This is a genomic window from Ruminococcus sp. AF37-20, assembly GCF_003460465.1.
In the GTDB taxonomy this organism is placed as follows: Bacteria; Bacillota; Clostridia; order Oscillospirales; family Ruminococcaceae; genus Hominimerdicola; species Hominimerdicola aceti.
In genome coordinates this window covers 26,994-50,955 of sequence record NZ_QTVE01000012.1, presented here as the reverse complement: position 1 = coordinate 50,955, position 23,962 = coordinate 26,994, and the positions used below count along the sequence as shown (strand labels likewise).

Below are 23,962 nucleotides of genomic sequence, written 5' to 3'. Positions count from 1 at the left end.
CAAAAAAATAAGCCATACCCCTATGGATACAGCTTTTCTATAGCAAAACAAGACCACACGATAGTGCAGTTTTCTGCTTGATGTGTATTCTTTCGCCTTAAAGGAGAAAACTCGTTTTCGGCGTCAGGGTCACAAATATTTATTAGATTTTTACTGCGGCGAATAAAGGGTCTTGGCGGTCACTCCCTCAAGCCTGCCTATCTTGCCTGCAAGAGAATTTATAACGTCCTGCGGAGCGTCAACTGCCACACTTATTATGTTCATGCCACGTTCTCGATACGGCAGACCCATTCGTCCTATTATATATTCGGCATGCTCATGAAGAATTGCGTTTATCTCCTGCGCAGAACCGTTATCGTGTGCGATTATTGCAAGTATTGCCACACGGGTATCCATAAAACACCCCCATAATATAAAAGTGTACTTTGTCTTACTTTATGATAGCACGATTTGTTGGCGTTGTCAATTGAAAGTTATCTATTTGAATAAATTTTTTAGATAACAATCGAATAAAATATATGACATATACTATTGACAAGTAAAGTTAGCCATGGTAAACTTAATTTGTGAAGTTCTTTTAGATGAAACATAAGAATAAAATATAGCTATGGAGGAAAAGGCAATGACTCTTGATAAGCTTAAAACGGGCGAGTCTGCCGTGATAAAAGCGGTAGGTGGCGAGGGTGCGCTCAGGCTGCGTTTTCTCGACATGGGACTTATACCAAAAACAAAAGTGAAAATGCTAAAGCGTGCGCCAATGGGCGACCCTCTTGATATAGTGCTGAGAGGCTATGAGCTGACGCTCAGGATAGAGGACGCAAAGAACATAGAGATAGAAAAAACAGAGGAGAATGACCATATATGAGATTTGCCCTTGCAGGAAATCAGAACTGCGGAAAAACCACGCTTTTTAACGCCCTTACAGGGTCTAATCAGCACGTTGGAAACTTTCCCGGTGTAACAGTCGAGCAGAAGGTCGGTGACATAAAGGGGCAGAAAAACTGCACTGTGGTGGATCTGCCGGGAATATACTCACTGCGCCCTTACACGCAGGAAGAGATCGTCACCCGTGACTACATAATAAATGAAAAGCCTGACGGCATTATAAACATTGTTGACGCCACCAATATAGAGCGAAATCTGTATCTCACTTTACAGCTTCTTGAACTGCGTGTGCCAATGGTGCTTGCCTTAAACATGATGGACGAGGTAAGAGCCAACGGTGGAACGATAGACGTAAAAATGATGAGCGACGCACTTGGCATACCTGTCATACCGGTAAGTGCGGCAAAGGGCGAGGGTATCTCAGACCTTATCGACAAGGCTGTAGAAACTGCCCGAAACAAGACAAAGCCTGTTGTCACAGACTTTTGCTCAGATGATTCCGCTGTACACAGATGTATACACGCAGTTGTGCATCTTATCATGGATCACGCAAACCGTGCAGGCATACCGCCGAGATTTTGTGCTTCAAAGCTTATTGAGGGTGATAAAAACATTGAGGATCAGCTTGAGCTTAATCAAAACGAGCTGGAGCTTCTCGAACACTGCATAGTGGAAATGGAGGACGAATCAAAGCTTGACAGAAATGCGGCGCTTGCAGATATGCGATACGACTTTATCGAGAAAGTCGTTGCCGTAAGCGTTGTGAAATGCCACGAGAGCCGAGAACACAAGCGGAGCGTAAAAATAGACCGCATTTTAACGGGAAAATACACTGCACTGCCTGTATTTTTCGGGATAATGTTTCTTGTATTTTTCCTCACATTCAATGTTATCGGCTCGACCCTTTCCGATTGGCTTTCCCTTGGTATAGACAAGCTCACCGACCTAGCAGACAAAGGGCTTACAGCCTACGGCATAAACCCTGTTGTACACAGCCTTATAATAGACGGAGTTTTTGCAGGCGTTGGAAGCGTTCTAAGCTTTCTGCCTATAATAGTGACGCTGTTCTTTTTCCTTTCCATACTGGAGGACACGGGCTACATGGCACGAGTGGCATTCGTAATGGACAAGCTTCTTAGAAAGATAGGTCTTTCGGGACGAAGCTTTGTGCCTATGCTCATAGGCTTCGGCTGTTCAGTGCCTGCCATAATGGCAACGAGGACGCTTGTATCAGACCGTGACAGAAAAATGACCATACTTCTTACCCCTTACATGAGCTGTTCGGCAAAGATACCTATTTACGCAGTTTTCTGTGCTGCGTTTTTCAAGAAATATCAGGCGCTTGTGATGATAGGCTTATACATAACGGGCATAGTACTTGGGATAATAATTGCACTGATACTGAAAAATACAGCTTTCCGTGGCAAGCCTGTGCCGTTTGTAATGGAGCTTCCAAACTATCGTCTTCCTTCGGCAAAAAGCGTAGGACTTCTTCTTTGGGACAAGGCAAAGGACTTTATACAAAGAGCTTTCACAGTAATATTCTTTGCGACTATCATAATATGGTTTTTGGAGACCTTTGACGCAAAGCTCAACGTTGTAAAAGACTCCTCCGACAGCCTGCTCGCTCTTATCGGTCAGGCTATATCGCCAATATTCAAGCCTTTGGGCTTTGCAGATTGGAGAGTGACCACCTCGCTTATTTCAGGCTTCACTGCAAAAGAGGCGGTAGTAAGCACAATGGCGGTACTGATGAACACAAGCACTGCAAATCTTGGCACTGCTCTTTCGGGAGCATTCTCCACCCTTTCCGCACTGAGCTTTCTCGTATTCACCCTGCTTTACACCCCATGTGTTGCGGCGGTGGCAACCATAAAGAGAGAACTTGATTCAAGGATACAGACAGTAGGCGTTGTGATAATGCAGTGCATGGTGGCATGGCTTTGCGGCTGTGCGGTATATCAGATAGGAGCGTTATTATGAATACAGCCGACTGGATAGTGGTGATACTTCTGCTTTTATGGGCAGTGGCGGCGGCAATAAGTATATCAAAGCAAAAGAAAAAAGTAAATGCTGTGGCTGTTGTTCACACTGTCACAGCAGATGCGGCAAAAAATAAGGCATAAAAGTAGCGGAGAACTGCAAAAAGAATGCGTTCTCCGCCATTTTATTAATATATAAGCAACACTAAGAAAATCAAAAATTTACAATACATCTGACTTTTTTCGTTAATACACCTGACAAATAAGCAAAAATGTGATATAATATAGCTTAGGGCGAAGTAATCTACCCTGTTTTTTTGAGATGCAGTTAGCTCAATCTAACTTTATAAAGAAAACCAACTTAGAAAGGTCGGTATTATGAAGAAACAATTTTTTAGCAATGAGAAAGACGGTTTTTATGGTACATATTATGAAAATCCAAAGGGTGCAAACTGCGCAATGATAGGTCTGTTCGGCGACGATCCTAATGACTTTATGGCAAAGTGCGGAGCAAAATGGCTTCACCAAAATGACGTGAACGTTATGTGTATGTCACCTGACGTGAAGAACTACGGCCATGTGAACTTCCCGCTTGAAAGGATAGAGACCGCTATAAAGTGGCTCAAAAGCCATGGAAACAAGAAGATAGGCATAATGGGAATGAGTACAGCAGGAATGGATTCCCTTGTGGCAGCTTCATATTTCCCTGACATAACACTCACTTTCGGTCTTACGCCAAGTGACTTTGTATGGCAGGGCTTTGAGCAGGGCGAAAAAGACGGCTGCAAGGAATGGCCTATCCCTGACGCTTCCACACTTTCATGGCAGGGCAAGCCGCTTGCCTATATGCCGTTCGTTTATGCCCACCCTGAATACTATCACAAAATAGAAGAAGAAACCAAAGGCTCGGGAGATATAACACGAAGCACGCACCTTTTTATTGACTCTGAAAAGGCAAGAGAACATACAGAGGAAGAAATGATAAAGGTTGAGAACATCAAGGGCAAGCTTATAATGGTGGGTGCTGATGACGACAGCTTCTGGGAGGCAGGAAAATACGTCCGCCGCATGGATAAGCGCTTGAAAGAACGCCCTCACGAGTGCGATTACGAAGCCCTGACTTACGAGCATGGAACGCACTTTGTGCTTCCTGAGACAATGCTCAGAAAAGCACTTCCTGTGGGACTTAAATTCGTAATGAAATTTATTTTCAAGGCTGCAAAGGACTATCCTAAGGAGTGCGAGCAGACAAGAAAGGATATCGACAGACGACTTTCTGCGGCTTTAAAACAGTGGGTAGCTGAATAAAAAAAGCCCATAAAATACGCTATTTTGTGTAGGGGCGACCTCTTGTCGCCCCATGCCCGATATGTTTTACGATAAACAAAGACCGACTTCCAGCGAAAAAAGCTGAAAGTCGGTCTGTTATTTTTTGCAACAGCATAAATGCTTTCAAAAAGAAGATTTTTGTGAATTTTGTGGGTTTTCTATTGACATTAGAATGCGGATATGGTAAAATTAACGGTATGTGAATATTTTCTAATAGTAGTCACATATCAAAGCAAAAAACAATTATTTTATATAGATAGTGGTGGGTCGTCATGACCCTGACGAAGGAGCAAGCTATGTTTACAAGCGATACAGCGAAATATAAAATAATAGGTATCTGCACTTCATGCGTACAATCTGACTATGTGAGAGAGATAGTATCTTCCATAAGCCGAAAAGGTGTAAAAGAGGGCTACAAGGTGCTTCTTTTCAACACCTTTTGCGACCTTTATAACAACAGCTCCTACAACCATGGTGAAGCAAGCATTTTTGACCTTATAAATTATGACATTCTTGACGTACTTATAATAATGCCCGAGGCAATAAAAAGAGACAGCATTTCCAACGAGATAAGCAAGCGTGCCCATGAACACGGTGTTCCTGTCATATGCGTTGACAGTACAATGGATAATTGCTGCAGTGTGACATTCAATTACTCTGACGTTTTTGAAAAGATAGTTCGCCATGTGATCGAATTTCACGGCTGCAGAAGAGTTAATTTCATTGCTGGCGTAAAGGGCAATGCTTTCTCAGAAGAGCGTATAGAAGCATACAAAAAGGTGCTTGCGGAAAACGGCATAGAATTTGAGCCTGAGCGTCTTGGCTATGGTGACTTCTGGGATATGCCAACAAAAGGAGTATTGCAGAAATTTTTAGAAAGCAGTTTGGAATTTCCGCAGGCGATAATATGTGCAAACGACGCTATGGCGATAGCAGCTTGCAGCATACTGAGAGAACGCGGCATAAAAGTGCCTGAAGACGTTATTGTAACGGGCTTTGACGGCATCGAGCTTGAACAGTATAACAGCCCTCGTCTTACAACGGCGGCTGTAGACAATGATGTGCTTGGCGAAAAGATAATAAACGCCATAGACCATATGATGAACGGAATTCCTCTTCCTGAAAAAATAGAGGTCAACTACACCATGAGGATATCCCAGTCTTGCGGCTGTAAGAAAATAGACCCGAGAGAAGTAGGCGACAAGATCCTTGAGCTTTACCACAGAATGAACAATTCTGATGGTCACGAACAGCATATGTTCTCTTATCTTGCAAAATCAGTGGAATGTCACACCGTAGAAGAAACGGCAAAGGTAATGGCACGTTCGGGAGATTATTATAGCTGGGTATGCACAAACTCTGATTTTCTGTCAAACACGAGGCAGAGAGAACGCTTTAATAACAGCTTTACAAAGCAGATGAGAGTTTTCATGCAGACTTTTGACAACAAATACAAGACCGGTGAAGTATTTGACACCAAGGATCTTTTGCCTGATATGGAGCAAGTCCTTGGACGCCATAACTGCTTAATGTTCTCGCCGCTTCATTTTCAGGACGAGGTCATAGGCTATGCGGCAAATTCATATAATCCTATATATTTTCTTTTCCAGAACACAAGGCGTTTTATAAACAACACCAATCAGATAATGGAGAGCTTTAAAAACCGCCAGCGGCTTGAAAGGGCAAATGCAGAACTTGCAAGGATACATATGCTTGACCCCATGACAGGGATATATAATCGCAGGGGCTTTTACAAGAACGTTAGAAAGCTTATTTCAAAGGCTGAGAAACAGGGCGTAGGCGTATGGGTTTTCTCCATTGACATGGACAACCTTAAAAAGATAAATGACCTCTATGGTCACAACGAGGGTGACAAGGCGATAAAGGCAGTGGCGTCGCTGATGACAAAATGCACTGCAGAAGGTGGGATATGCTCACGCTTCGGCGGTGATGAATTTGTAGCTGTTATCGCTGAAACAGACGATGCAGACAGCTTTTACGAAAAGATATCCCGCAGCATAGCAGAGTACAATCGCAGAAGCAAGTCGCCATATGATGTGTCGATAAGCTGTGGCTACAAGGCGGGAAAGCCGAAAACATTGAAAGAGATCGACGATCTTATGAAAGCGTCAGATCGTGAGATGTACACGCAAAAGCGTAAACATCATAGTCGACGGGACTAACAGACATAACAAGAGGGCGGATAGTTTGAAAACTTCCGCCCTTTTGTTATGCTATTTGAGTATGCCAACTCCCTCAAGAAGGATCTTCAGCCCGATCAAAACGAGTATAATGCCCCCTGCTATTTCTGCCTTGCTCTTATATTTTGAGCCGAACTTGTTGCCGATAACAACTCCGCCTACAGAGATAAGGAACGTTGTCAAGCCTATAATGGTTATAGACGGCACGATACTCACCTTCAGGAAAGCGAACGTTATTCCGACTGCAAGTGCGTCGATACTTGTTGCTATGGCGAGTATAAAAAGCTCCTTGATATCTAGCTTTTCCCCGTCAGGCGACTCCTCGTCATCATCGCCGCCCTTTATAGATTCACAGACCATTTTTCCTCCGATGAAAGCAAGCAGGACAAAGGCTATCCAGTGATCCACCGATTCTATATACTGCTCGAACTGGCTGCCCAATGCCCAGCCTACAAACGGCATAAGAGCCTGAAAGCCTCCAAAGAAGCCGCCTATTATAAGTGCGTGCTTATAATTAATTTTTCTCATATTCAAGCCCTTGCAAACAGACACTGCAAAAGCGTCCATAGATAGTCCAACACCGATCAGAAAAAGCTCAATAAATCCCATTTTTATCGCTCCTACAATTATTTCAGGCAAAAATAAAAAGCCCGATACAAAGCTGTACCCGACTTAAAAAGCTCAGCATACAGCTATCCTGTCAGCCGTATGTGAGTCTTGTTACTAAAGGCTTTCGCCCTCTCGACAAGCCAGACCGCCAAGACGATCAGTATGTTGACTTGCCCCGCAGGATATCCCCTGCGTCAACTACTCCCTCACTGGTAATAAAGTATTATTATCATATCATAAAAGTTTTCCTTTGTCAACTTTTTTGGCAAATAAACATTTGACAAAATTGCAAAACTGTGATATAATAACAGTTGTGATGTGTTTCCGTAGCTCAGCTGGATAGAGCGACCGCCTCCTAAGCGGTAGGTCGGGTGTTCGAATCACCTCGGGAACGCCATAATGTTAAGACAAAAAAGAAGTCTCCTGCGAAAAGCCCGAATATATCGGGCTTTTTTGCTACCCAAAGGTAAACAAAAACGAATGAAGGCGAAATGGGGTCTGTTTATGACCGAACAGAAAAAGAATACTATCATAACAAGCGGCATCGCTGTACTTGCCGTGATACTGGCATATTGCTTCCGAATTGTGGGCAGGGGCAGCTTCTACCCGATGCTGTTTTCCTATCTGCGCAGCTTTATCTATATCGGTCTGTTCGCCGCCTGGGGGCTCTCCGTCCGTCAGCGGATCGTGCAAAAGCAGGTGTGCAGGTTTATGACGGTCACCGCAGTACTGCTCATCATATGGATGGTAGTCCGTTCGGCAAAGTATTTTATATTCTGGCAGCCGGATGCCGTCCGTTACTTGTGGTATCTGTTCTATCTGCCCATGCTTTTTGTGCCTATGCTGGCGCTGCTGATCGCCATGTCATTGGGAAAGCCGGACGAATACAAATTCCCCAATGGAATGTCGATTCTGTGGATCATCTCCGGCACATTGCTTCTGCTCGTGCTCACAAATGACCTGCACCAATTCGTATTTACCTTTCCGAAAGACGCCGCCGTGTGGACAGACAAAAACAACGGCTACTCGATAGGCTACTTCATCATTGTAGGCTGGCAGGTGCTGTGTGCCTTTGCCGCACTCGTAATTATGTTTTTCAAATGCCGTGTGCAAAAAGGAAGGCTCCACTTTCTGCCCATTGTTCCTATGCTGCTGACGATCGTTTACAGCGTGCTTTACTATGCGGGTGCGGATTGGCTGCTCCACTTGTTCGGCGATATTGCCGCATTCCAGAGTGTGATGTATATTCTGACCTTTGAGTTTTGCATCGCCTGTGGATATATACATTCAAACAGCCGTTATGTGGACTTGTTTGCCTCCTCTGTGGGCACATCGGCAGAGATCACCGACAAGGACTTTACCGTTCGGTATGCAGCTGTAAACACTGCGCCTATCTCAAAGGAAACGATGAAAAAAGCCGAGCAAAGCCCGGTCACGATGGGCGGCTTGACCGTTCACACCATGCCCATTGATGGCGGCTATGCCGTATGGACAGAGGATGTGTCGGCTTTGCGTGACATCAAGGAGGATTCCGAGCTTCTTGCAGACGAGCTTGCCGACAGGAACGAAATACTCCGTTATGAATACAAGCGTGAAGCCAAGCGCCGCAAGGTGGAGGAGCAAAACCGCCTGTATGATCTCCTGCGTTCCGCTACGCAGACGCAGATCGACCGCATTGCAGAGCTTACTAAGGAATACCGCCGAATCTCAAGCACCGATCACGACAGTGCTAAAACACTCCTTGCCGAGATCGCCGTGCTGTGCAGCTATATTAAACGCCGCAAGCATCTGACGCTCCTTACCGACCGAGATATTAAAATAGCGGAAACGGAACTCCACCGTGCATTCAATGAATCCCTCCAAACGCTGAAGCTGTTGGGCGTCCGCAGCTCGCTCTATGTGGACGAATCTCTTTCCATGCTCTCCGGCAAAACGGCGACTGCTGTATTTGATTTTTATGAATCGGTTATTGAAGCCGACATTTTGAATTTAACAGGCATACAGGTAAGCCTCATAAAGGCAAACGGCTTGCGCTTGTCACTGAATGTGTGCTGCAAAGCCGACCTTTCCGCTTTGGTAAGCGGAGACTGTATCCGCTGTGAAAAAGAGGATGACGAGGAATACCAGCACCTTGTATTTGAAGCGAAAGAAGGTGACAGGAAATGAGTGCATTTTCTTCCCTTTCTGAATTTTGGCAGACCATGCTGCCGTTTATCATGCTTGTGGAGATCGTCCTTGAGATCGGGCTGTTTATGTATCAGCTTCTTCGCAGCAATAAGCCAGTGCGCAGCCTGCTGAGTCTGGCAGTCATGGCGGTGATGATCCCGCTGCTATTCTCCGTTTCTCAGGCAGATCCCGATAATATCGGGGACGCATTTCTGCTGGACGCACCGTGGCTGATATTTGCCGCTGCCATTTTCCTTGCGGCAGTTCACTTTGCCATTGCTCTGCCGCGGGAATACCGCCGTAAAAAGAACGAGCTCTCGCCGTTCTCCATTAAGGAAGCAACGGATAAACTGCCTATGGGCATCTGCTTTGCCGACCCGAACGGAAGGATCATCCTGTGCAACAACCGTATGCGCAGGCTCTCCTTTGCCCTTTGCGGCCACGAGCTGCAAATCAAAACCGATATGGAAAATGCCCTGAGCGTGCCGGACAGATCCGTAACCGTCAAGGACGATTGCTACATTCTGCCCGACAAGACCGTCTGGCAGTTTCGCACACAAAATATCATCGTGGACAGCGATGACCGCTGGCAGCAGATAACGGCGCACAATGTAACCGAGCTGTATAACGGCTACCAAAAGCAAGAGGAAATAAATGAAGAACTGGCAGAAGTCAATCGAAAGCTCAAGAAGATGTACGCTCGCATGGAGAACGATGTCAAAGAGAAGGAAAGCCTTGATCTGAAGGTCTATATTCACGATACCATCGGGCGAAGCCTCCTGACCATCCGTGACATCATAGACAGCGGAGAGGATACCGAGCGAAAGCTTGAGGCGCTGCAAAATGCCATCGGTATGCTGGCAAGCAACCGTGTCACCTCTGTCAGCACAATGGACGAGGTAAAAAGAACCGCACAGCAGCTTGGCGTGGCTGTAAAAATCGACGGCTACCTGCCCCGTGATACCGCAGCCGAGGAGCTGACCGTTGCTGCCGCCAAGGAGTGCGTGACCAACTGCATCAAGCACGCAGACGGGAATGAGGTATATATCCGCATTGCCCAGCGCGGCGAACGCTATGATGTTACCATAACCAACAACGGCAAAATACCCACAGAGCCGATAAAGGAGGGCAGCGGCCTGTCAACGCTTCGCCGCAGTATTGAAAGCTCCGGCGGTGAAATGCATATTTCCCACAATCCACGCTTTGCTCTTCTTATTACGATTCCCGCAAAGGAGATCAGCCTATGATAAACACCATACTTGTAGAGGATGATCTATACATCCAAAAGCACTTTGTCGACCGTCTTGCGGCAGACGGCGAGTTTCATCTTGTCGGCGTTTTCCGTGACGCCTTTGAAGCGGAAAAGCACTGCGACGCCACCGTAAAGCTCGTCCTTATGGATGTGCAGACGCAGCATAAGCATTCCGGTCTTGCCGCCGCAAAGCGCATCAAAAAGGCTTTTCCGCAAATCAAGATCGTTGTGGCTACCTCGCTTGTCGATCCCGAAGTTTTGCAAAGAGCCAAAATGGGTGCTGCCGACAGCCTGTGGTATAAGGACCACGGAACAGAGGAGCTGATGAGCGTGGTAAAGCGCACTCTGGCAGGGGAAAAGGTATTCCCCGATACCGCTCCGGCCATTGAAATGGAGGGTACGATGTCCGATGTCTTCTCGCCCCGACAGTTAGACATACTACGCCTTTATATAAAGGGCTTTACCTATCAGGAAATTGCCGATAAGCTGGGCATCTCCAAAAACGGCGTTCGCTGGAATCTGGACGATATGGTGGAAAAGAGCGGCTTTGAAAGCAGAGAAGCGCTGGTTGCAACCGCCATTGAAAACAAGCTCATGGTGATCACCTTAAAAGACGAATAAGCAAAACTGAACCCCTTGGCTGTACGGTCAAGGGGTTTTTCGCGCCCAAAAGGCAAAATTTTTTTGAAAAAATCGAGATCTTTCTTCTGTTACTGGCACAAGTGCCAGTGACAAACGCCAAAAAATCAGTATAATAGATAATGTAAGATTAGGATTGTGCTTTTAGAAGGTGGTGATGAATGATGAAAAAAATCGTTCTGGACATTCAAAGCGATATCCATGCGCACACCATGGAGCGAATGCTGATGCAAAAATTGGACGATTGCCAAGTTGTGATTTCCGAGTCGCCGGACGCAACCGCCGAGTGGTGCAAAACGCATCGACCGGATGTGCTTTTAATGGAGGTCAAGGCGTATTCGCCATGGATGTTCAAAGAACGAATGGCAATCCGTGACAAGGTAAAACGGAACACGGGAAGCTGTCGTGTCATTCTCTTTGTGGATGATGATACAGATGAAGATTTGACCGAAAAGGTACGGCAGGCAAAGCGCGAGGGTCTGATAGACGCTTTTCTCTTCGGTTCGGTATCCGAAAACTACTTTGCTTCGGTCATCGACAGTGTTTAAATCAGGCAACACAAAAAGCATAAAAATCTTCAAAATAATTATGAGGGAGGAATAATAGTATGACAAAAACGAACAAACGAAGGCGCGTCGCCAGCGTCCTGTTGGCGCTTGTGATGATGCTCTCATTGATGCCGAGTCAGGAACTTCATACCCATGCCTTTTGGGACGACTACGACCAAGGCACAGATTGTATCTACTGCGACCACTACCACTGGGGCGAGAATATGTGCGACGGTTGTGGGTTCTGCACTGTTGACTGCAACTCCGACTGCTTCGCTGAATTCCACTGCAACGATTGTGGTGAGTGTCTGTTCAATACACCCAATTGGTGCGATCAATGCTACAAATGCGCCGACTGCATGGAGGACACGCACTGCTCCACCTGCGCCAAGTGCTACATTGGCGAGGATGACCAGCTGTGCGGCGAATGCCATAAGGGTCCCTGCTGCTCCATAACCATCTGCGACTCCTGCGGCTTCTGCGATGACTGTGCAAACGATGACAGCGACCCGATGCACTGCTCGCTGTGTAATGCCTGCTTCGGTTCGGTGGACGAGTGCGTGGACGACGATGATACCGGCGTCATCCACTGCATCGATTGCCACACATCCTGCGAGCAGTGTGAGGAATGCCTGCTGAACCGGGAGTCCTGCGAGGACTGCGGCCTGTGCCTTGAGTGCTGCCGAGATAACTCCGAGGGCGGCGGCTGCCCAGACGGCGAGACCTGCGTGGAAAGCCCCGAGTGGGACGAGCACATCTGCCAGGGCTGTGACGGCTGGGTCACAGATAAGGAGGACGAGGACGAGTTCTGCGAAACCTGCGAGATGTGCAAGGAGTGCTGCGAGGGCAACTCCGACTGCTCCGAGGGAATGTGCGCAATGGACACGGACTATGCGGATCACTTCTGCGAAGACTGCGGCCTGTGCTTCCACGACAGCGATCCCTGCGAGGACGGCTGCGATCAGCGCTGCAAGGACTGCTGCCTTGATGCCGTGCGCGCGATGGGCTGCGATCATGACGACTGGTGCTTCAGCGACTCTGATTTTGAGGATCATCTGAAGACGGAGCATTCCGGCGCTGGGCATACCCACATAGCCTCCGCCACCTGGGAGGCTGACGGAACGCAGCACTGGCACCCCTGCCGCTATTGTGACGATAAAAAACTGAATACCGCCAACCATGAATTTGACGCCAAGGGCGTGTGCAAGGTCTGCGGCTACATAAGCGGCAGCTCCATCGTCATCAACCGCCAGCCGAGGGGCGTCAAGTGCAAGACCTCTATCTACGATGATTATAACGAAGAGCCGGAAAACGGCCTGCTGTTCTATGAAAATAACCCGGTCACCTTCTCTGTCATGGCAAAAAGCCTGAAGGGCGACGAGCTGACCTATCAGTGGTATCGGAAGGATAATGAGAATCCCACGGCGGCGCCCTACAAGCTGCCGGAGGATGGGTTTTACACGGGTGTGACGACCTCCACACTGAAGATGCCGGTTTCCACCCAGGCCTGCCAGGAGGACTACTCCTACTACTGCGTCATCGGCAGAAAGGGCGACCCTTCGGACACCATGAAAACGGCGGAGGCAAAGCTGACTGCCACCCATGCCTACAGCCACAAGCAGGCGGGTGTGCGTGTGCCCACGGAGGAGAACCCCATAAAAGTACACCCAAATATTATTTACTCCACATTCTGCGGAAGCAGAATGTTTCTTTTCTCCGTAAGCCCTTTGTCAAGGAACTTGTAAAAGATGTGAATCTGCCTGTCCTCGTCCTTGCTTTCGGGACGATCACCAATCACGATGTACTCGATAAGCTCCAAACAAGTCTCACGGGTAAGCTCCTGAATATCGACATACTTCTTGATATTTTCAATGTATCTGTCAATATCCTTTTCAGCCTGTTCAGCGGTTTCGCACTTTTCTTTCAGTACAGCGACTTTCTCTCTCAGCATCTTCTGCTCATCAAGATACTGATTCAGCATTTTCACGCAGAGTTCTTCGGGTACAGTACCGAGGAGCTTTTCTTCATAGGTCTTACTGATAAGCGTTTCGAGCTGTGCAAGCCTTTTCTCACCCTCATGGAGTTCCTTGCTGTTATGCTGGCTCTCCGCATCGGCAGTAGCCTGTCTGCGTTTTCTAACGGCTTCACGGAGTGCGTCCTCGTCCTCAACGGCAAGTCGTGCCTTTGCTCTAATATCGTCAACAACAATCTGTGAAATTACTCTTTCCAAAATGGAATGAGGAGTGCAGCCGTCCATTCCGCTTCTAACATAAGTACCACAGCGATAGCTGACAGTCTCATATGTTCCACGCTTCTTAGAGGTGTGCATGGTTCTGTTCATTTTCATCTTGTAACCGCAGTCTGGGCAGTACATAAATCCTGACAGCGGAAGAATCACGCCTTCTTTTGTTGTCTTGCCGATACTCACCGATGCGTCAACCTCTCTAACCTTGTCCCACAGCTCTCTTGAAATGATAGGTTCATGATTATTTTCAATCACTATCCATTCCGACCTGTCCTTGCGTATCTGCTTGTGATTTTTGTAGGATACCGTTGTCACTCTCTGCTGTGCGAGATTTCCGATATAAATCTCATTGTTAAGAATGCCACGCACCATACAATCATTCCACAGATGTGAAGTCACAAGGGGATTATCTTTGCCTTTAAGCTGATAACGATGATCCGAGGGAGTTGCGATGCCGTCCTTGTTAAGCTGTATAGCGATCTGCTTCGGACTTAACCCTCTTGCCCTCTGCTCAAATATACGTCTTACGATAACGGCGGCATCTTCATCAATCAAGGGCGTATGCTTTTCATCATCTGCCTTGATGTAACCATAAGAAGCTGAAGCCGCCAGATACTTGCCCTGCCGAGAATTTGCTGCCATGACACTGCGTACCTTCTTTGACGTGTTGGCGGCGTGCCATTCGTTGAATAAATTCATCACAGGCATAAGATCCATTGCCGAACTGTTTCTGTCAAGCGTGTCTACATTGTCGCTCAGGGCGATGAAGCGGATATTGAATGAAGGAAAAATGTAATCTATATACTGACCGACCTCGATATAATTTCTTCCGAAACGTGAAAGGTCTTTACAGAGGATAAGATTTATCTTTCCCGACTTTGCATCATCAAGAATCTGCTTGATACCTGGTCTATCGAAACTTGTTCCCGAATAGCCATCGTCCTCGCATATCTCGATAAGATTCCACCCCTCCTGCTTGCTGACATATTCCGTCAGCATCTTCTTCTGATTTTCAATCGAAAGGGATTCGCCCGCACGTTCGTCCTCCTGCGACAAACGCACATAGATCCCGACATTGTAAGTAGTTTGCTTTGCCATAATAACTCCTTTCCAATCAAAGCAAACCATATTCGATGATACAACTATTATAGCGCAGAAAACCGAATATGGCAAGTCTTTTTTCAAAACTTTTTAGTTCTTTTCGGTTTTCTGAAACGCTCTTTTGAAAGCAAGTTCATAAAGCACCTTATCAAGGTCTTTTTCACCCACGAAATGACTTGTCACAGCATAACGCTGACCGTCCACTTCGTACACGGCTTTGCTGGTCGGCTTATCTTTATATCTCTCATTCAGCTCAGCCAAAGTAAATCCTGTATCTTTTCTTGGCAAGTGTCTCCTTTCCGCCTGCGATTATCTATCTCTACACGCAATGGCTTTTTGTTGCAGGGGCGTTACGCCTGCACAGGTGCTGTACGGAACGGCAGAGCCGTCCCTTACACAGCAATCGTTTTGTTGTCGGAATATATGTTACTCCGAATAGGAATGATCTGTTTCTGAAAAGCTCATCTGCTTAGCGTACTTTTCGGAATAGCTTTCGTCCGAGCTGTTGTCAGCATCGGCAGAACTATCGTCAGCCAGCTCACCAATCTGCTCATAGGTCATACCGCTTGCTGTCAGCTTGCCGATCAGCGTATGCTCCGCAGTCACAGCATCGAGAAGTGCCTGTCCCTCCGCACCGCCGTAAAGCTGTGAGAGCTTATCGTAGGTGTAGAGCTTGCTATCAATGATGACCTTGCGCCTGCGCTCCTGCACAGCTTTGATAGACTTTTCGTAGCTGTCGAGCTTTGCCTGATTCTACGCAAGAACAGCATCCGTAATGATAACAGCGGACTTCTCATCAACCTCGGTCTTAGCTTTCTTACTCATTCTCATCACCTCCCAATGTATTGGATTTAGGGATAATACCCTATGCTAATATTATAGCATTCTCGGACAGCAAAAGTCTATTCGCATTGCGCAAGAAGTTGAGTGCGCCATAAAACTTCTTCATTCGTGAAATTGTTATGGGGAATTTTGCAGAAAGCAGACCGAGCATTGCAAATCCGAGCCATATCACATTGACTGCATACTGCATAGGTCACCATTTCTGATTTATTCAATACGGAGAATTATTATCACGGAGCAACTATTTTTATAAAAATCATGCCCGTTTCCTGATTGAACGTGCTTGTATATATAGAGGGGGTTTTATCCGAGTGCCGCCGTGACCTATTCACATTCTGTATAGAAATATGCTGTTGAATTTAGGCACAAGGGAGAACCGTCATGAACAAAGTGTAAACTTTTCTGAAAAACAACGCCATTTTCTCAAAAACACCGGTAGAAAAGTGAAGGGCTTTGACGTTGTGACGATCACACGCACCCCTGCATATCATTTTCATCATAAAATTTTTCTGCGGTATACTTAACGAAGCGGTCAATAATTTGGTATTAACTTATGGGAGCATATTTCATAGGACTGCCGCCCAGACTGCGCAATAACTGCGCTGAGCCAGTTTACAATTTCAAGAGTGATGATATTGAGTGCATCACGCAGGAGCGTGAGCGAGTATGACCGCCGACCTAAGCGGCGGAGAGTTTAAGTCGCATAGCTCCAAATTCGCTGACGGAGCATCGAAAGCCTGAGTGATATGAAAATCCCACAGGCTGGAAAATAGCGCTACAGCGCAACAAAAATAACAAGCATTGTATTTTGCGCCGCACAGCGAGCGAAAATACCAAATGCTTGTTAGGGACACCCCAAGCCCCGAAACGACCGCACAGCGGTCAAGAAAATCGGCTAACGCCGAAATACAAACAAAGGAGACACCACTATGAAAACCGAGAAAAAGAAGCGTGGAAGACCGCCCAAACACAAGGCTATGGAGTTTGAGGGTATGACCTACGAGGGAGCAATCAATCACGCACTTGACAAAGAGGTCAGAGCCGACCTTGACAAGTGCCTTGCCGACAAGGACGAGAGCCAGCTTACCGACGATGAACGCAAGTACCTGAAACGCAAGAAGGAGAAGAAGTCCTACACCCTCAATGTTCGTTTCACCGAATCGGAAATGCAGGACATTCTTTCCAAGTGTGAGCAGTACGGTTACAAGAACAAGACCGAGTATATCCGTGATTGTGTTCGGGCGAGGGTTGATCTCACGCCCGACCGTTCCGAAATTGCCGAGTGTAACCGTCTGATGAAACGCATCGGAGCAAACATCAACCAGATACTTGTCCGACTTTACAGCACAGGTCACATCTATGCCGAGGATATTACCGAGATAAAGAAAGGGGTAAACGAAATTTGGCATACACTTCTATCCATACGATCAGGGCAACAGTCAGCGCAGCGATCGCTTACATCACAAGAGATGATAAGACCATCGACGGTTTATATGTCAACTCTTATGCTTGCCGAGCCGATAGCGCAGGAGCAAGCGAGGACTTCCGAGCCGTCCGAAACACAGGAACAGGACGCACCCAAATCCTTGCCTACCACATGATACAGAGCTTTGCCCCCGGTGAAGTCACGCCCGAACAAGCTATGCAGATCGGAGAGGAGCTGTGCGACCGTTATCTGAAAGGCGATTATCAGTATGTCATTGCTGTTCATCATGACAAGTCGCACCTGCATTGCCACATCATTTTCAACAACACAAATCTGTATAACGGTCTGAGCTTTACCACCGAGCATAATCAAGGCAGAAAGTCTGAAAGAGCGTGGGCAGAGTTGCGTGAGATTTCGGACGAGATATGTGCTGAACACGGTATATCTGTTATCTCCGAGCCTGAAAAGGGACATGGGGTATCTCACTTTGAGAGGAATATGCAGAAAGAGGGCAAGTCGTGGAAAGATAAGCTCCGTGTCAGGATTGCGGAGGTCATGCTTTACAGCCGTGACTTCAAGGATTTTCTTGAAAAATGTTCGGAGTGCAGTATCGAATATGTTTACAAGCCAAGCAATAAGGTCAAGCTGAAATTCCGTTTATCAGGTGACGGTCAACAGAAGTTTACAAGAGCCGACACCCTGAGCGCAGACTTCACCCCCGAACGCATAGCCGAGCAGATAGCGGAGATACAGGAAAAGCTGTCAGCGGCGAATGTCACTCCCGATATGCTTATCGAAGCGCCGAAGCCTGTTGTTCCAAAGACCGAGCCGAAGCCGACACAGACAGTCACCGCACCGACAAAGCCGAAACAATCTGCCGAGCCTGAAACTATCACCGAAACAAGTGAAACCGCAAAGAGAAAAGCTGCTGCGGAACAGGTGGAGAAGTTCTTTGCAGCCCGACGAGCAAGACGGCAGGCACAGCTTGATATGCTTAACGCAACTGCTATCAATCCGAAGCCTGAACCGTCTGCCCGGACACCACAGCCCACACCTACGGAGAGTAAAGCACCTGAAAAGAAAGAAGATCCGTGGAAAGCTATCAGAGGTATGGGCAGAGCAAACGAAATCATCGCAGACCTTGAAGCTGGTGGCGTTATGTCATTCAGCGAGCTGTCTGGATTCTTCTTCAATACACCTCACTCCGATGACCACACAACTGAGCGTGCCGATCTGAAAAAGAAGTTTACAGCTATCGACACGCTCATTGCAAAGATGAAGCACCGTGACGAGCTGGAGCCTGTTTACAAGGAGTATCAGGGCAAATCGGGCTGGTCGCAGAGCCGTTTCAAGAAGAAAAATGCCGCCACTATCGAGGACTACGAGCAGACGGTCAAGTACATCAAGGAGCATATCAAGAAGTATGCTGTTGACGGCAAACCGCCGACGATGCTTGACCTTTTGGAGAAGTCCAACAAGCTGAAATCGAAGTGGAACAGGCTTAATGTCGAGCATACCGCATTCCTCACCAAGCGTGAAACGGCGAAGAAGTACACCCGACAGGTGCGCCAGTACATCAACGAACAGCAGATGAAGCGTGAGCGTGAGAAAAGCCGTCAGAGGACACAGGCTAAACATAGAAATAAAAATACACTTGAATAAAGAAAGGAAACAACAACTATGAGCAAAATAGGTTATATCCGTGTTTCTACGGAGCATCAGGAAACAGCGAGACAGCAGGAGATCATGTGCAGTTATCAGGTTGACCGCATCTTCTCCGAGAAGCTGTCAGGAGCGAACACCGACCGCCCTCAGCTCAGGGCAATGCTTGACTATGTGCGTGAGGGTGACACCCTCTACATCGAGAGTATCAGCCGTCTGGGACGCTCCACAAAGGACTTGCTGAACATCATCGACACCCTCACAGACAAGGGAGTAACGCTCATCAGCCACAAGGAGAAAATTGACACCGACACTCCTGCGGGCAAATTTATGCTCACCGTGTTCGCTGCACTCTCACAGTTGGAGCGTGAGCAGCTCAAACAGCGACAGCGTGAGGGCATCGAGATCGCTAAGGCTCAGGGCAAGTACACCGGGCGAAAGCCTATCCCCACCGACTGGACGAGGTTCGGTCAGCTCTATGGGGAATGGAGAGCCAAGCACATCACGGGCAGGGACTTTATGCGGAGAATGAATATGTCAGCAAATACTTTCTACCGCCGTGTGCGTGAGTATGAACTCCGTCACGGCATCACCGAGCCGACCTCAGCTTGACCGTCAGGCGAACGGAAATGCCACACATCACTATCCGAGCCTGCGGAGCGGAATTCTAACCGCTGAAAAGAAAAAGCCCTCAGAAACGCTTACAAGAGCATTTCCGAGGGCTTGCGGTTATTCAGTTCCAATAGAGTTTGTGCCTGTTGTGGTGTGCCCCACAATGCCTATTCAGACTTGTGTGGAACGAAAAATATAGTATTTGGCAATAAAACAAGATAACAATAAATTTATAGTTTAGTTAACTACATAGACATTTCCCTTTATGGCGATTTCGTTTATTATGGCACTACGGTTCAAATCTTTTTGGGACAATAAAACAATACCTATAATATTAATATCAGATTGCTTAATAGTATCTTTACCTGTATTAATACCGTTTCTTATGTTTTCAAATTCGTCTTCCAAATAAGCGTGTTTATCATTTATTATATTAACAAACTTATCTAATGGTGAAATGAGCTTTTCGCCAGCATAGAACAACGGGATACCATACACTCCTCTTTCGTCATTTTGAGGATTTTGAATCGTTGGTAGTGTTGAATCAGAATCATTGTAAGTATCGACCCAAAGCCATGTCACTGTTCCGTATTCACTATATTCATCTATTACAGATGATATATCTGATGAATTGATTGCATTCTTGAATGATACATATATTTTGCCTTCGCCAAGGATTGTTGAAACATCATTATCTTCTTCTGGCGTGGGGAGAAAAAAACGTTGATATTGAGAAGAATCATTTTCTTTAATAAGACAATTAGGAAAGTCTGTATTTGCGTTTACTCCGCTTGTGCCTGTCAATAAGCCGATTTTTTCAAATATGAATTTCTGATCAAGACTCACTTTTAATCTGAATGTAAATTTGTTAGTGTATTCTGTTGTGCTAAAAGGATAACTAAGAATAGAGTATTGATATTCATTACTGCTCTTTTGCTTGATGTCAAGCTCATTTCCATTTGGACAGCTTATATAATAATAATCTTGTATATCTTTATTCATTTGAGTCATCATTTTATCTCTGTTGTGATACTTAGATAAAACAAAAGTGCCTGCCGTAACTAATAATGATATAATTATAATTATAATTGTTTTTTTCATTGCTTCAACCTCTACTTCAAGGCTGGACACCGCTTATAAGCTGTTCATTATAAAAAACAATTATTTTATCATTTGGCAATAGCTGTTCTGTTCCCATTGAATAATCATTCGATGTATCCCAATTAGACCAATCTGCTGCATTTAGTCTAAAATGGATTACAAACTGTTTATTAGGTTGAAGTTCAACATCGGTATTAAATTTGATTTTTGCATATGTATTTCCGTAATCGTCATTAACAAATTCACAAACCGAAGTATTACCTAAGTATTGATTATCTACAGCAAGCCAGTCGCAATGGTATTCAAGGTTTTCTTTATTGTCTGCATTAAATACATAATTTATAGTTATATCACTCATTTTTAAAGGCTTGTCAGAGTTGTTAGTTATAACTATATTGGGATTTATAGTATTTGAGTTACTAATACCTGCATTGCAAGATTCTACTGTTATTTCAGGTGATTTCTCATCATCTTGAATTACCCCTGGATTGATAGTTGGCGTAACAGTTGTATCTATTTCACCATCATTATCAAGATCAATGTTAATAAAAAATGAACCATCTGATAAATTTAAGAATAATACAGATCCACTATTCACAGAGATATTGGTATACAAATAGATGTTTCCATCAATATTGCACATAATATCAGTGTTTTGATCAGCAAGTGAATTGATTTTACAATCATAATTATCATCAGCAAATTGAGCCAGTAAAATCGGATTGCCAACTGATGTTAAAGGGTCAAATTTAAAATTATTCCCTTCATGAACCTCTGAATTTGTGTAATAATATGAACAGGTTTCGTTTGAAAAGAATAAATCAAAATAACCTGAAATAGCAAGCTTATTTGAAAGTGTCTTGGTTTCTTCTATGGCATTAGATGTAAGATTGTTATTTGCCATTTTTGTTCTCATGGGCAGCTTCATAAATGATTTTGTATCTTTTATGTTTTTTAATATCTCATCTATGCATTCCTGACTCTGTATTAACCCCATATGATCTTGATCAAAGATTTTTATATCCAAAAGATCGTGATTAAAATTCATTGTTGCACTTTCAATTGGAACTACACTATCGCCAATACCATATTCTGGAACGAATTGCAATCCTCTATCGCCAGGACAATGTTGAATAGTTGAAATGGTATTTCTATTACTTCCTACTAATGCTATTCTTTTCAGATTATTAGTATTGTTTTGGGATATTTTTATGCGGCTATGGTTATATTTTCCATCTGTCCAAAGATAATTATTATAATCATCAGAAATCAGCTCATCAAATTCGTCAAATGTAAAATACGTAAAATTGCCGTTATCTATAAAATAATCATACCAATGATCATAAGTTCGTTTATATGAATATATCCACTGCCAGTCATCTGTATAATCTTTATTTGGCAACAAATCATAACAACTGCCTAAATTCACCAAAACACTTGGAAGTTCAAATGAAGTAAATAATGATTCTGCTACCCCGAGTCCTCCTATGATATATGATAAATCACCAGTGCTTAAAACGCAAAGCATCGTTGGCGCACCCCAAAATGGTGTTCCGGCAGTTATTTGTTTAGAAATATTATCAGCACCATATTCCGAAATGTATTTTTCTGTAACAATACCACCCATACTATGTGCAACAAAAACTACCTCATTATAATCACTAATAAGATCATGAAGATTATTAGCCGTTATTTGCGCTCCCATTCTCCAATCATACGGGAAAAATAAGATATCATACTTATCAGAAATATCAGTATCATTATTTAGTGATTCAATTATTCCTTTATAAGTATCATCATATCCATAATTATTAACAGGATATAATTCAATATTACTATTACCGTAGTAATCGCATTTGAGCGACTGGAACGCATTGTGAATTTTTTTAACATCATCAAAGTTACTTGGCTGTTCAATCCAAGATCCCCATACACTTTCATCATTTGATGTTTTTGCAAGATCTATTCCCATTATTCCCGGTACTACTACAACGGCTCTTTTCAATTTAGGAATTGTTATGTTTTTGGTTATTCGCTTTACTTCTGTATCACCGGTCTTGGCAACTTTGTATGATAATTCAAAATCCAATTTTGCATTTATATCAGAATTATGTTTTGAATCTGTTGGAACTATAAATTTCAAAGGAATTGAATAGCTTTTACTTGGCTTTATTACCGAATAATTGTGTGTAAGTGAGGTTCCATACTTTGGTTCAAGGTTATCAGCAGTGATTTTTATCGATACATCTGTCGCATCGCCATCTCCAATATTATCCAAATATACATTTGCATTTATATCATCATAATTAAAATTGGAAATACTAACCTTATTATCAGCGTATACACTTAATGCTAACGGAGGAATTAAATTCTGTTCTAACTCACTCAATCCATAATAGGTAACAAATTCTCGTGTTTCACCACTGGTGAAAGTATCTTTGTTCCATGTGATGGATACTGCACTATCTCCATTAGATCGTCCTGGCTGAGTCACATAATCCCATAGCGTACTTGTTACATTTCCCCAATTAGTAAATTGTACTTTATCAGGTTTTCTGTCTCCCGATTTGTAGAATGTACCTTGTGCTACTACACCGGGATTAGTTGCGGAATCAAAGGCTTGCCATATTTGCGGAATATTAGAACCTGAATATACGGTTTCAGTTGTTACATCAGATCCGTTTACTCTGAATGGCGCAGCATCATTACCACCGAGCATAGTGTCCATCATAATTCTTATGCCCACTTGTTTGGCGTATTCTGTATCATTTTTGACGATATACTTAATCTTAACAACATCATCTCGTCCAGTCGCCGAATTCTCAATAATAGATAGTTCTTGTGTGACATCAACACCATCATAAGAAGCTTTGGAAACACTTTTAGAACCATCAGCATCATAAGTTACATTTGATGATGTAAACTCATTTATGCTTTCACCAACAACAATTGTTGTTTTTGATGTTCCTCCACCCGGATGACCGAAAAGCATCTTTTTATTATCATCAGTTGAACTGTTAGGGTTTCCTCCTATTGTACCAATAGTATAGTGACCATTACTTGCAGTGTTGAACTCAATGTAGTCATTTGCTATTAAAGTATTATTTTTGAGAATACTTTTAAGCATTCTATTTTGGGGAACACTTACAGCAGAACTTGCCAGATTTGATTTCCATTCTTGGTACTCTTCACCATTAGGATCTAACGTTGAGTAATATTGATATTCGTCAACATAATCATCGGCAAAAGCAGGTAAACTCGTAAGCATAGTTGTAGATAACGCAATACAGCTAAGACCTGCCACGATACGTTTCAAAATCTTATTCTTAACCATTTCATACCACATTTCTGCAACACACAG

20 protein-coding genes, 1 tRNA gene and 1 pseudogene are annotated in these 23,962 nt (G+C 44.6%); 15 read left to right on the top strand and 7 right to left on the bottom strand.

Annotated features, from left to right (window positions below; translation table 11 throughout):
• Positions 1–150: 150 nt before the first annotated feature.
• The gene (locus DW015_RS09025) at positions 151–396 is read right to left on the bottom strand and encodes a TM1266 family iron-only hydrogenase system putative regulator (RefSeq protein WP_022287112.1); all 246 of its coding nucleotides are present in this window, start codon (positions 394–396) and stop codon (positions 151–153) included.
• A 226-nt stretch (positions 397–622) separates the two neighbouring features.
• Between DW015_RS09025 and DW015_RS09020 the strand changes: the two genes are divergently transcribed.
• From DW015_RS09020 to DW015_RS09005, 5 genes are all read left to right on the top strand, one after another.
• Positions 623–865, top strand: coding sequence for a FeoA family protein (locus tag DW015_RS09020; protein ID WP_022287113.1), 243 nt, complete (start codon positions 623–625; stop codon positions 863–865).
• Positions 862–2,868, top strand: a complete 2,007-nt coding sequence (gene feoB / locus DW015_RS09015; RefSeq protein WP_117905397.1) for a ferrous iron transport protein B — start codon at positions 862–864, stop codon at positions 2,866–2,868. Before DW015_RS09020 ends, feoB begins: the two co-directional genes overlap by 4 nt.
• On the top strand, positions 2,865–3,011 hold the full coding sequence (locus DW015_RS13445; protein WP_181979890.1) for a hypothetical protein: 147 nt from the start codon (positions 2,865–2,867) through the stop codon (positions 3,009–3,011). The genes feoB and DW015_RS13445 overlap by 4 nt, the downstream gene beginning before the upstream one ends.
• Before the next feature lie 234 nt (positions 3,012–3,245).
• Entirely contained in the window at positions 3,246–4,175 is a 930-nt protein-coding gene (locus DW015_RS09010) for an acyl-CoA thioester hydrolase/BAAT C-terminal domain-containing protein (RefSeq protein WP_117905396.1), read from the top strand.
• 317 nt (positions 4,176–4,492) lie between these two features.
• Positions 4,493–6,379: a GGDEF domain-containing protein gene (locus tag DW015_RS09005; protein WP_181979889.1), complete on the top strand. Its 1,887-nt coding sequence runs from the start codon at positions 4,493–4,495 to the stop codon at positions 6,377–6,379.
• Positions 6,380–6,430: 51 nt separating this feature from the next.
• Here DW015_RS09005 and DW015_RS09000 read toward each other — a convergent pair whose 3' ends face one another.
• Positions 6,431–7,012: a manganese efflux pump MntP family protein gene (locus DW015_RS09000; protein ID WP_347501043.1), complete on the bottom strand. Its 582-nt coding sequence runs from the start codon at positions 7,010–7,012 to the stop codon at positions 6,431–6,433.
• A gap of 314 nt (positions 7,013–7,326) precedes the next feature.
• Between DW015_RS09000 and DW015_RS08995 the strand changes: the two genes are divergently transcribed.
• From DW015_RS08995 to DW015_RS08970, 6 genes are all read left to right on the top strand, one after another.
• Positions 7,327–7,403 (top strand) — tRNA-Arg (locus tag DW015_RS08995).
• A 107-nt stretch (positions 7,404–7,510) separates the two neighbouring features.
• Positions 7,511–9,172: a hypothetical protein gene (locus DW015_RS08990; protein ID WP_117905393.1), complete on the top strand. Its 1,662-nt coding sequence runs from the start codon at positions 7,511–7,513 to the stop codon at positions 9,170–9,172.
• A complete protein-coding gene (locus tag DW015_RS08985) occupies positions 9,169–10,419 on the top strand; it encodes an ATP-binding protein (RefSeq protein WP_117905392.1) in 1,251 nt (416 codons plus the stop codon). Before DW015_RS08990 ends, DW015_RS08985 begins: the two co-directional genes overlap by 4 nt.
• Positions 10,416–11,045 carry a response regulator transcription factor gene (locus DW015_RS08980; protein ID WP_117877879.1) on the top strand — a complete coding sequence of 210 codons (630 nt, stop codon included), beginning with the start codon at positions 10,416–10,418 and terminating at the stop codon, positions 11,043–11,045. The genes DW015_RS08985 and DW015_RS08980 overlap by 4 nt, the downstream gene beginning before the upstream one ends.
• A gap of 179 nt (positions 11,046–11,224) precedes the next feature.
• Complete coding sequence (locus DW015_RS08975) at positions 11,225–11,611, top strand: hypothetical protein (protein ID WP_117905391.1); 387 nt, start codon at positions 11,225–11,227, stop codon at positions 11,609–11,611.
• Between the two features lie 59 nt (positions 11,612–11,670).
• The gene (locus DW015_RS08970) at positions 11,671–13,356 is read left to right on the top strand and encodes a hypothetical protein (protein WP_117905390.1); all 1,686 of its coding nucleotides are present in this window, start codon (positions 11,671–11,673) and stop codon (positions 13,354–13,356) included.
• Here DW015_RS08970 and DW015_RS08965 read toward each other — a convergent pair.
• The 3 genes from DW015_RS08965 to DW015_RS08955 all read right to left on the bottom strand — a co-directional run bounded on the left by DW015_RS08965 (position 13,290) and on the right by DW015_RS08955 (position 15,677).
• Positions 13,290–14,954 carry a recombinase family protein gene (locus tag DW015_RS08965; protein ID WP_015558955.1) on the bottom strand — a complete coding sequence of 555 codons (1,665 nt, stop codon included), beginning with the start codon at positions 14,952–14,954 and terminating at the stop codon, positions 13,290–13,292. The two genes, DW015_RS08970 and DW015_RS08965, sit on opposite strands and share 67 nt — an antisense overlap.
• Before the next feature lie 93 nt (positions 14,955–15,047).
• Positions 15,048–15,218, bottom strand: coding sequence for a hypothetical protein (locus tag DW015_RS08960; RefSeq protein ID WP_022126880.1), 171 nt, complete (start codon positions 15,216–15,218; stop codon positions 15,048–15,050).
• Between the two features lie 165 nt (positions 15,219–15,383).
• Positions 15,384–15,677 carry a hypothetical protein gene (locus DW015_RS08955; RefSeq protein ID WP_117905389.1) on the bottom strand — a complete coding sequence of 98 codons (294 nt, stop codon included), beginning with the start codon at positions 15,675–15,677 and terminating at the stop codon, positions 15,384–15,386.
• Between the two features lie 1,052 nt (positions 15,678–16,729).
• Here DW015_RS08955 and mobC point away from each other — a divergent pair.
• From mobC to DW015_RS13305, 4 genes and pseudogenes are all read left to right on the top strand, one after another.
• Positions 16,730–17,401 (top strand): plasmid mobilization relaxosome protein MobC, encoded by a 672-nt coding sequence (gene mobC / locus DW015_RS13910; protein WP_015558958.1) that lies wholly within the window; start codon positions 16,730–16,732, stop codon positions 17,399–17,401.
• Positions 17,299–18,888: pseudogene (locus DW015_RS08945) on the top strand (relaxase/mobilization nuclease domain-containing protein); the annotation flags it as partial. The gene mobC and the pseudogene DW015_RS08945, both read left to right, overlap by 103 nt.
• 18 nt (positions 18,889–18,906) lie before the next feature.
• On the top strand, positions 18,907–19,500 hold the full coding sequence (locus tag DW015_RS08940) for a recombinase family protein (RefSeq protein WP_015558960.1): 594 nt from the start codon (positions 18,907–18,909) through the stop codon (positions 19,498–19,500).
• On the top strand, positions 19,460–19,699 hold the full coding sequence (locus DW015_RS13305) for a hypothetical protein (RefSeq protein ID WP_147337900.1): 240 nt from the start codon (positions 19,460–19,462) through the stop codon (positions 19,697–19,699). Before DW015_RS08940 ends, DW015_RS13305 begins: the two co-directional genes overlap by 41 nt.
• Before the next feature lie 38 nt (positions 19,700–19,737).
• Here the strand turns inward: DW015_RS13305 and DW015_RS08935 are convergent, their stop codons facing one another.
• Positions 19,738–20,601: a hypothetical protein gene (locus DW015_RS08935; protein ID WP_022127262.1), complete on the bottom strand. Its 864-nt coding sequence runs from the start codon at positions 20,599–20,601 to the stop codon at positions 19,738–19,740.
• A 16-nt stretch (positions 20,602–20,617) separates the two neighbouring features.
• A complete protein-coding gene (locus DW015_RS08930) occupies positions 20,618–23,935 on the bottom strand; it encodes a cellulose binding domain-containing protein (RefSeq protein WP_181979888.1) in 3,318 nt (1,105 codons plus the stop codon).
• Positions 23,936–23,962: the final 27 nt, after the last annotated feature.

Coding starts and splice junctions, on each gene's coding strand:
- DW015_RS09025 (WP_022287112.1), bottom strand. CDS start 396: ATGGATACCCGTGTGGCAATACTTGCAATAATCGCACACGATAACGGT.
- DW015_RS09020 (WP_022287113.1), top strand. CDS start 623: ATGACTCTTGATAAGCTTAAAACGGGCGAGTCTGCCGTGATAAAAGCG.
- feoB (WP_117905397.1), top strand. CDS start 862: ATGAGATTTGCCCTTGCAGGAAATCAGAACTGCGGAAAAACCACGCTT.
- DW015_RS13445 (WP_181979890.1), top strand. CDS start 2,865: ATGAATACAGCCGACTGGATAGTGGTGATACTTCTGCTTTTATGGGCA.
- DW015_RS09010 (WP_117905396.1), top strand. CDS start 3,246: ATGAAGAAACAATTTTTTAGCAATGAGAAAGACGGTTTTTATGGTACA.
- DW015_RS09005 (WP_181979889.1), top strand. CDS start 4,493: ATGTTTACAAGCGATACAGCGAAATATAAAATAATAGGTATCTGCACT.
- DW015_RS08990 (WP_117905393.1), top strand. CDS start 7,511: ATGACCGAACAGAAAAAGAATACTATCATAACAAGCGGCATCGCTGTA.
- DW015_RS08985 (WP_117905392.1), top strand. CDS start 9,169: ATGAGTGCATTTTCTTCCCTTTCTGAATTTTGGCAGACCATGCTGCCG.
- DW015_RS08980 (WP_117877879.1), top strand. CDS start 10,416: ATGATAAACACCATACTTGTAGAGGATGATCTATACATCCAAAAGCAC.
- DW015_RS08975 (WP_117905391.1), top strand. CDS start 11,225: ATGATGAAAAAAATCGTTCTGGACATTCAAAGCGATATCCATGCGCAC.
- DW015_RS08970 (WP_117905390.1), top strand. CDS start 11,671: ATGACAAAAACGAACAAACGAAGGCGCGTCGCCAGCGTCCTGTTGGCG.
- DW015_RS08965 (WP_015558955.1), bottom strand. CDS start 14,954: ATGGCAAAGCAAACTACTTACAATGTCGGGATCTATGTGCGTTTGTCG.
- mobC (WP_015558958.1), top strand. CDS start 16,730: ATGAAAACCGAGAAAAAGAAGCGTGGAAGACCGCCCAAACACAAGGCT.
- DW015_RS08940 (WP_015558960.1), top strand. CDS start 18,907: ATGAGCAAAATAGGTTATATCCGTGTTTCTACGGAGCATCAGGAAACA.
- DW015_RS13305 (WP_147337900.1), top strand. CDS start 19,460: ATGAACTCCGTCACGGCATCACCGAGCCGACCTCAGCTTGACCGTCAG.
- DW015_RS08935 (WP_022127262.1), bottom strand. CDS start 20,601: ATGAAAAAAACAATTATAATTATAATTATATCATTATTAGTTACGGCA.
- DW015_RS08930 (WP_181979888.1), bottom strand. CDS start 23,935: ATGGTTAAGAATAAGATTTTGAAACGTATCGTGGCAGGTCTTAGCTGT.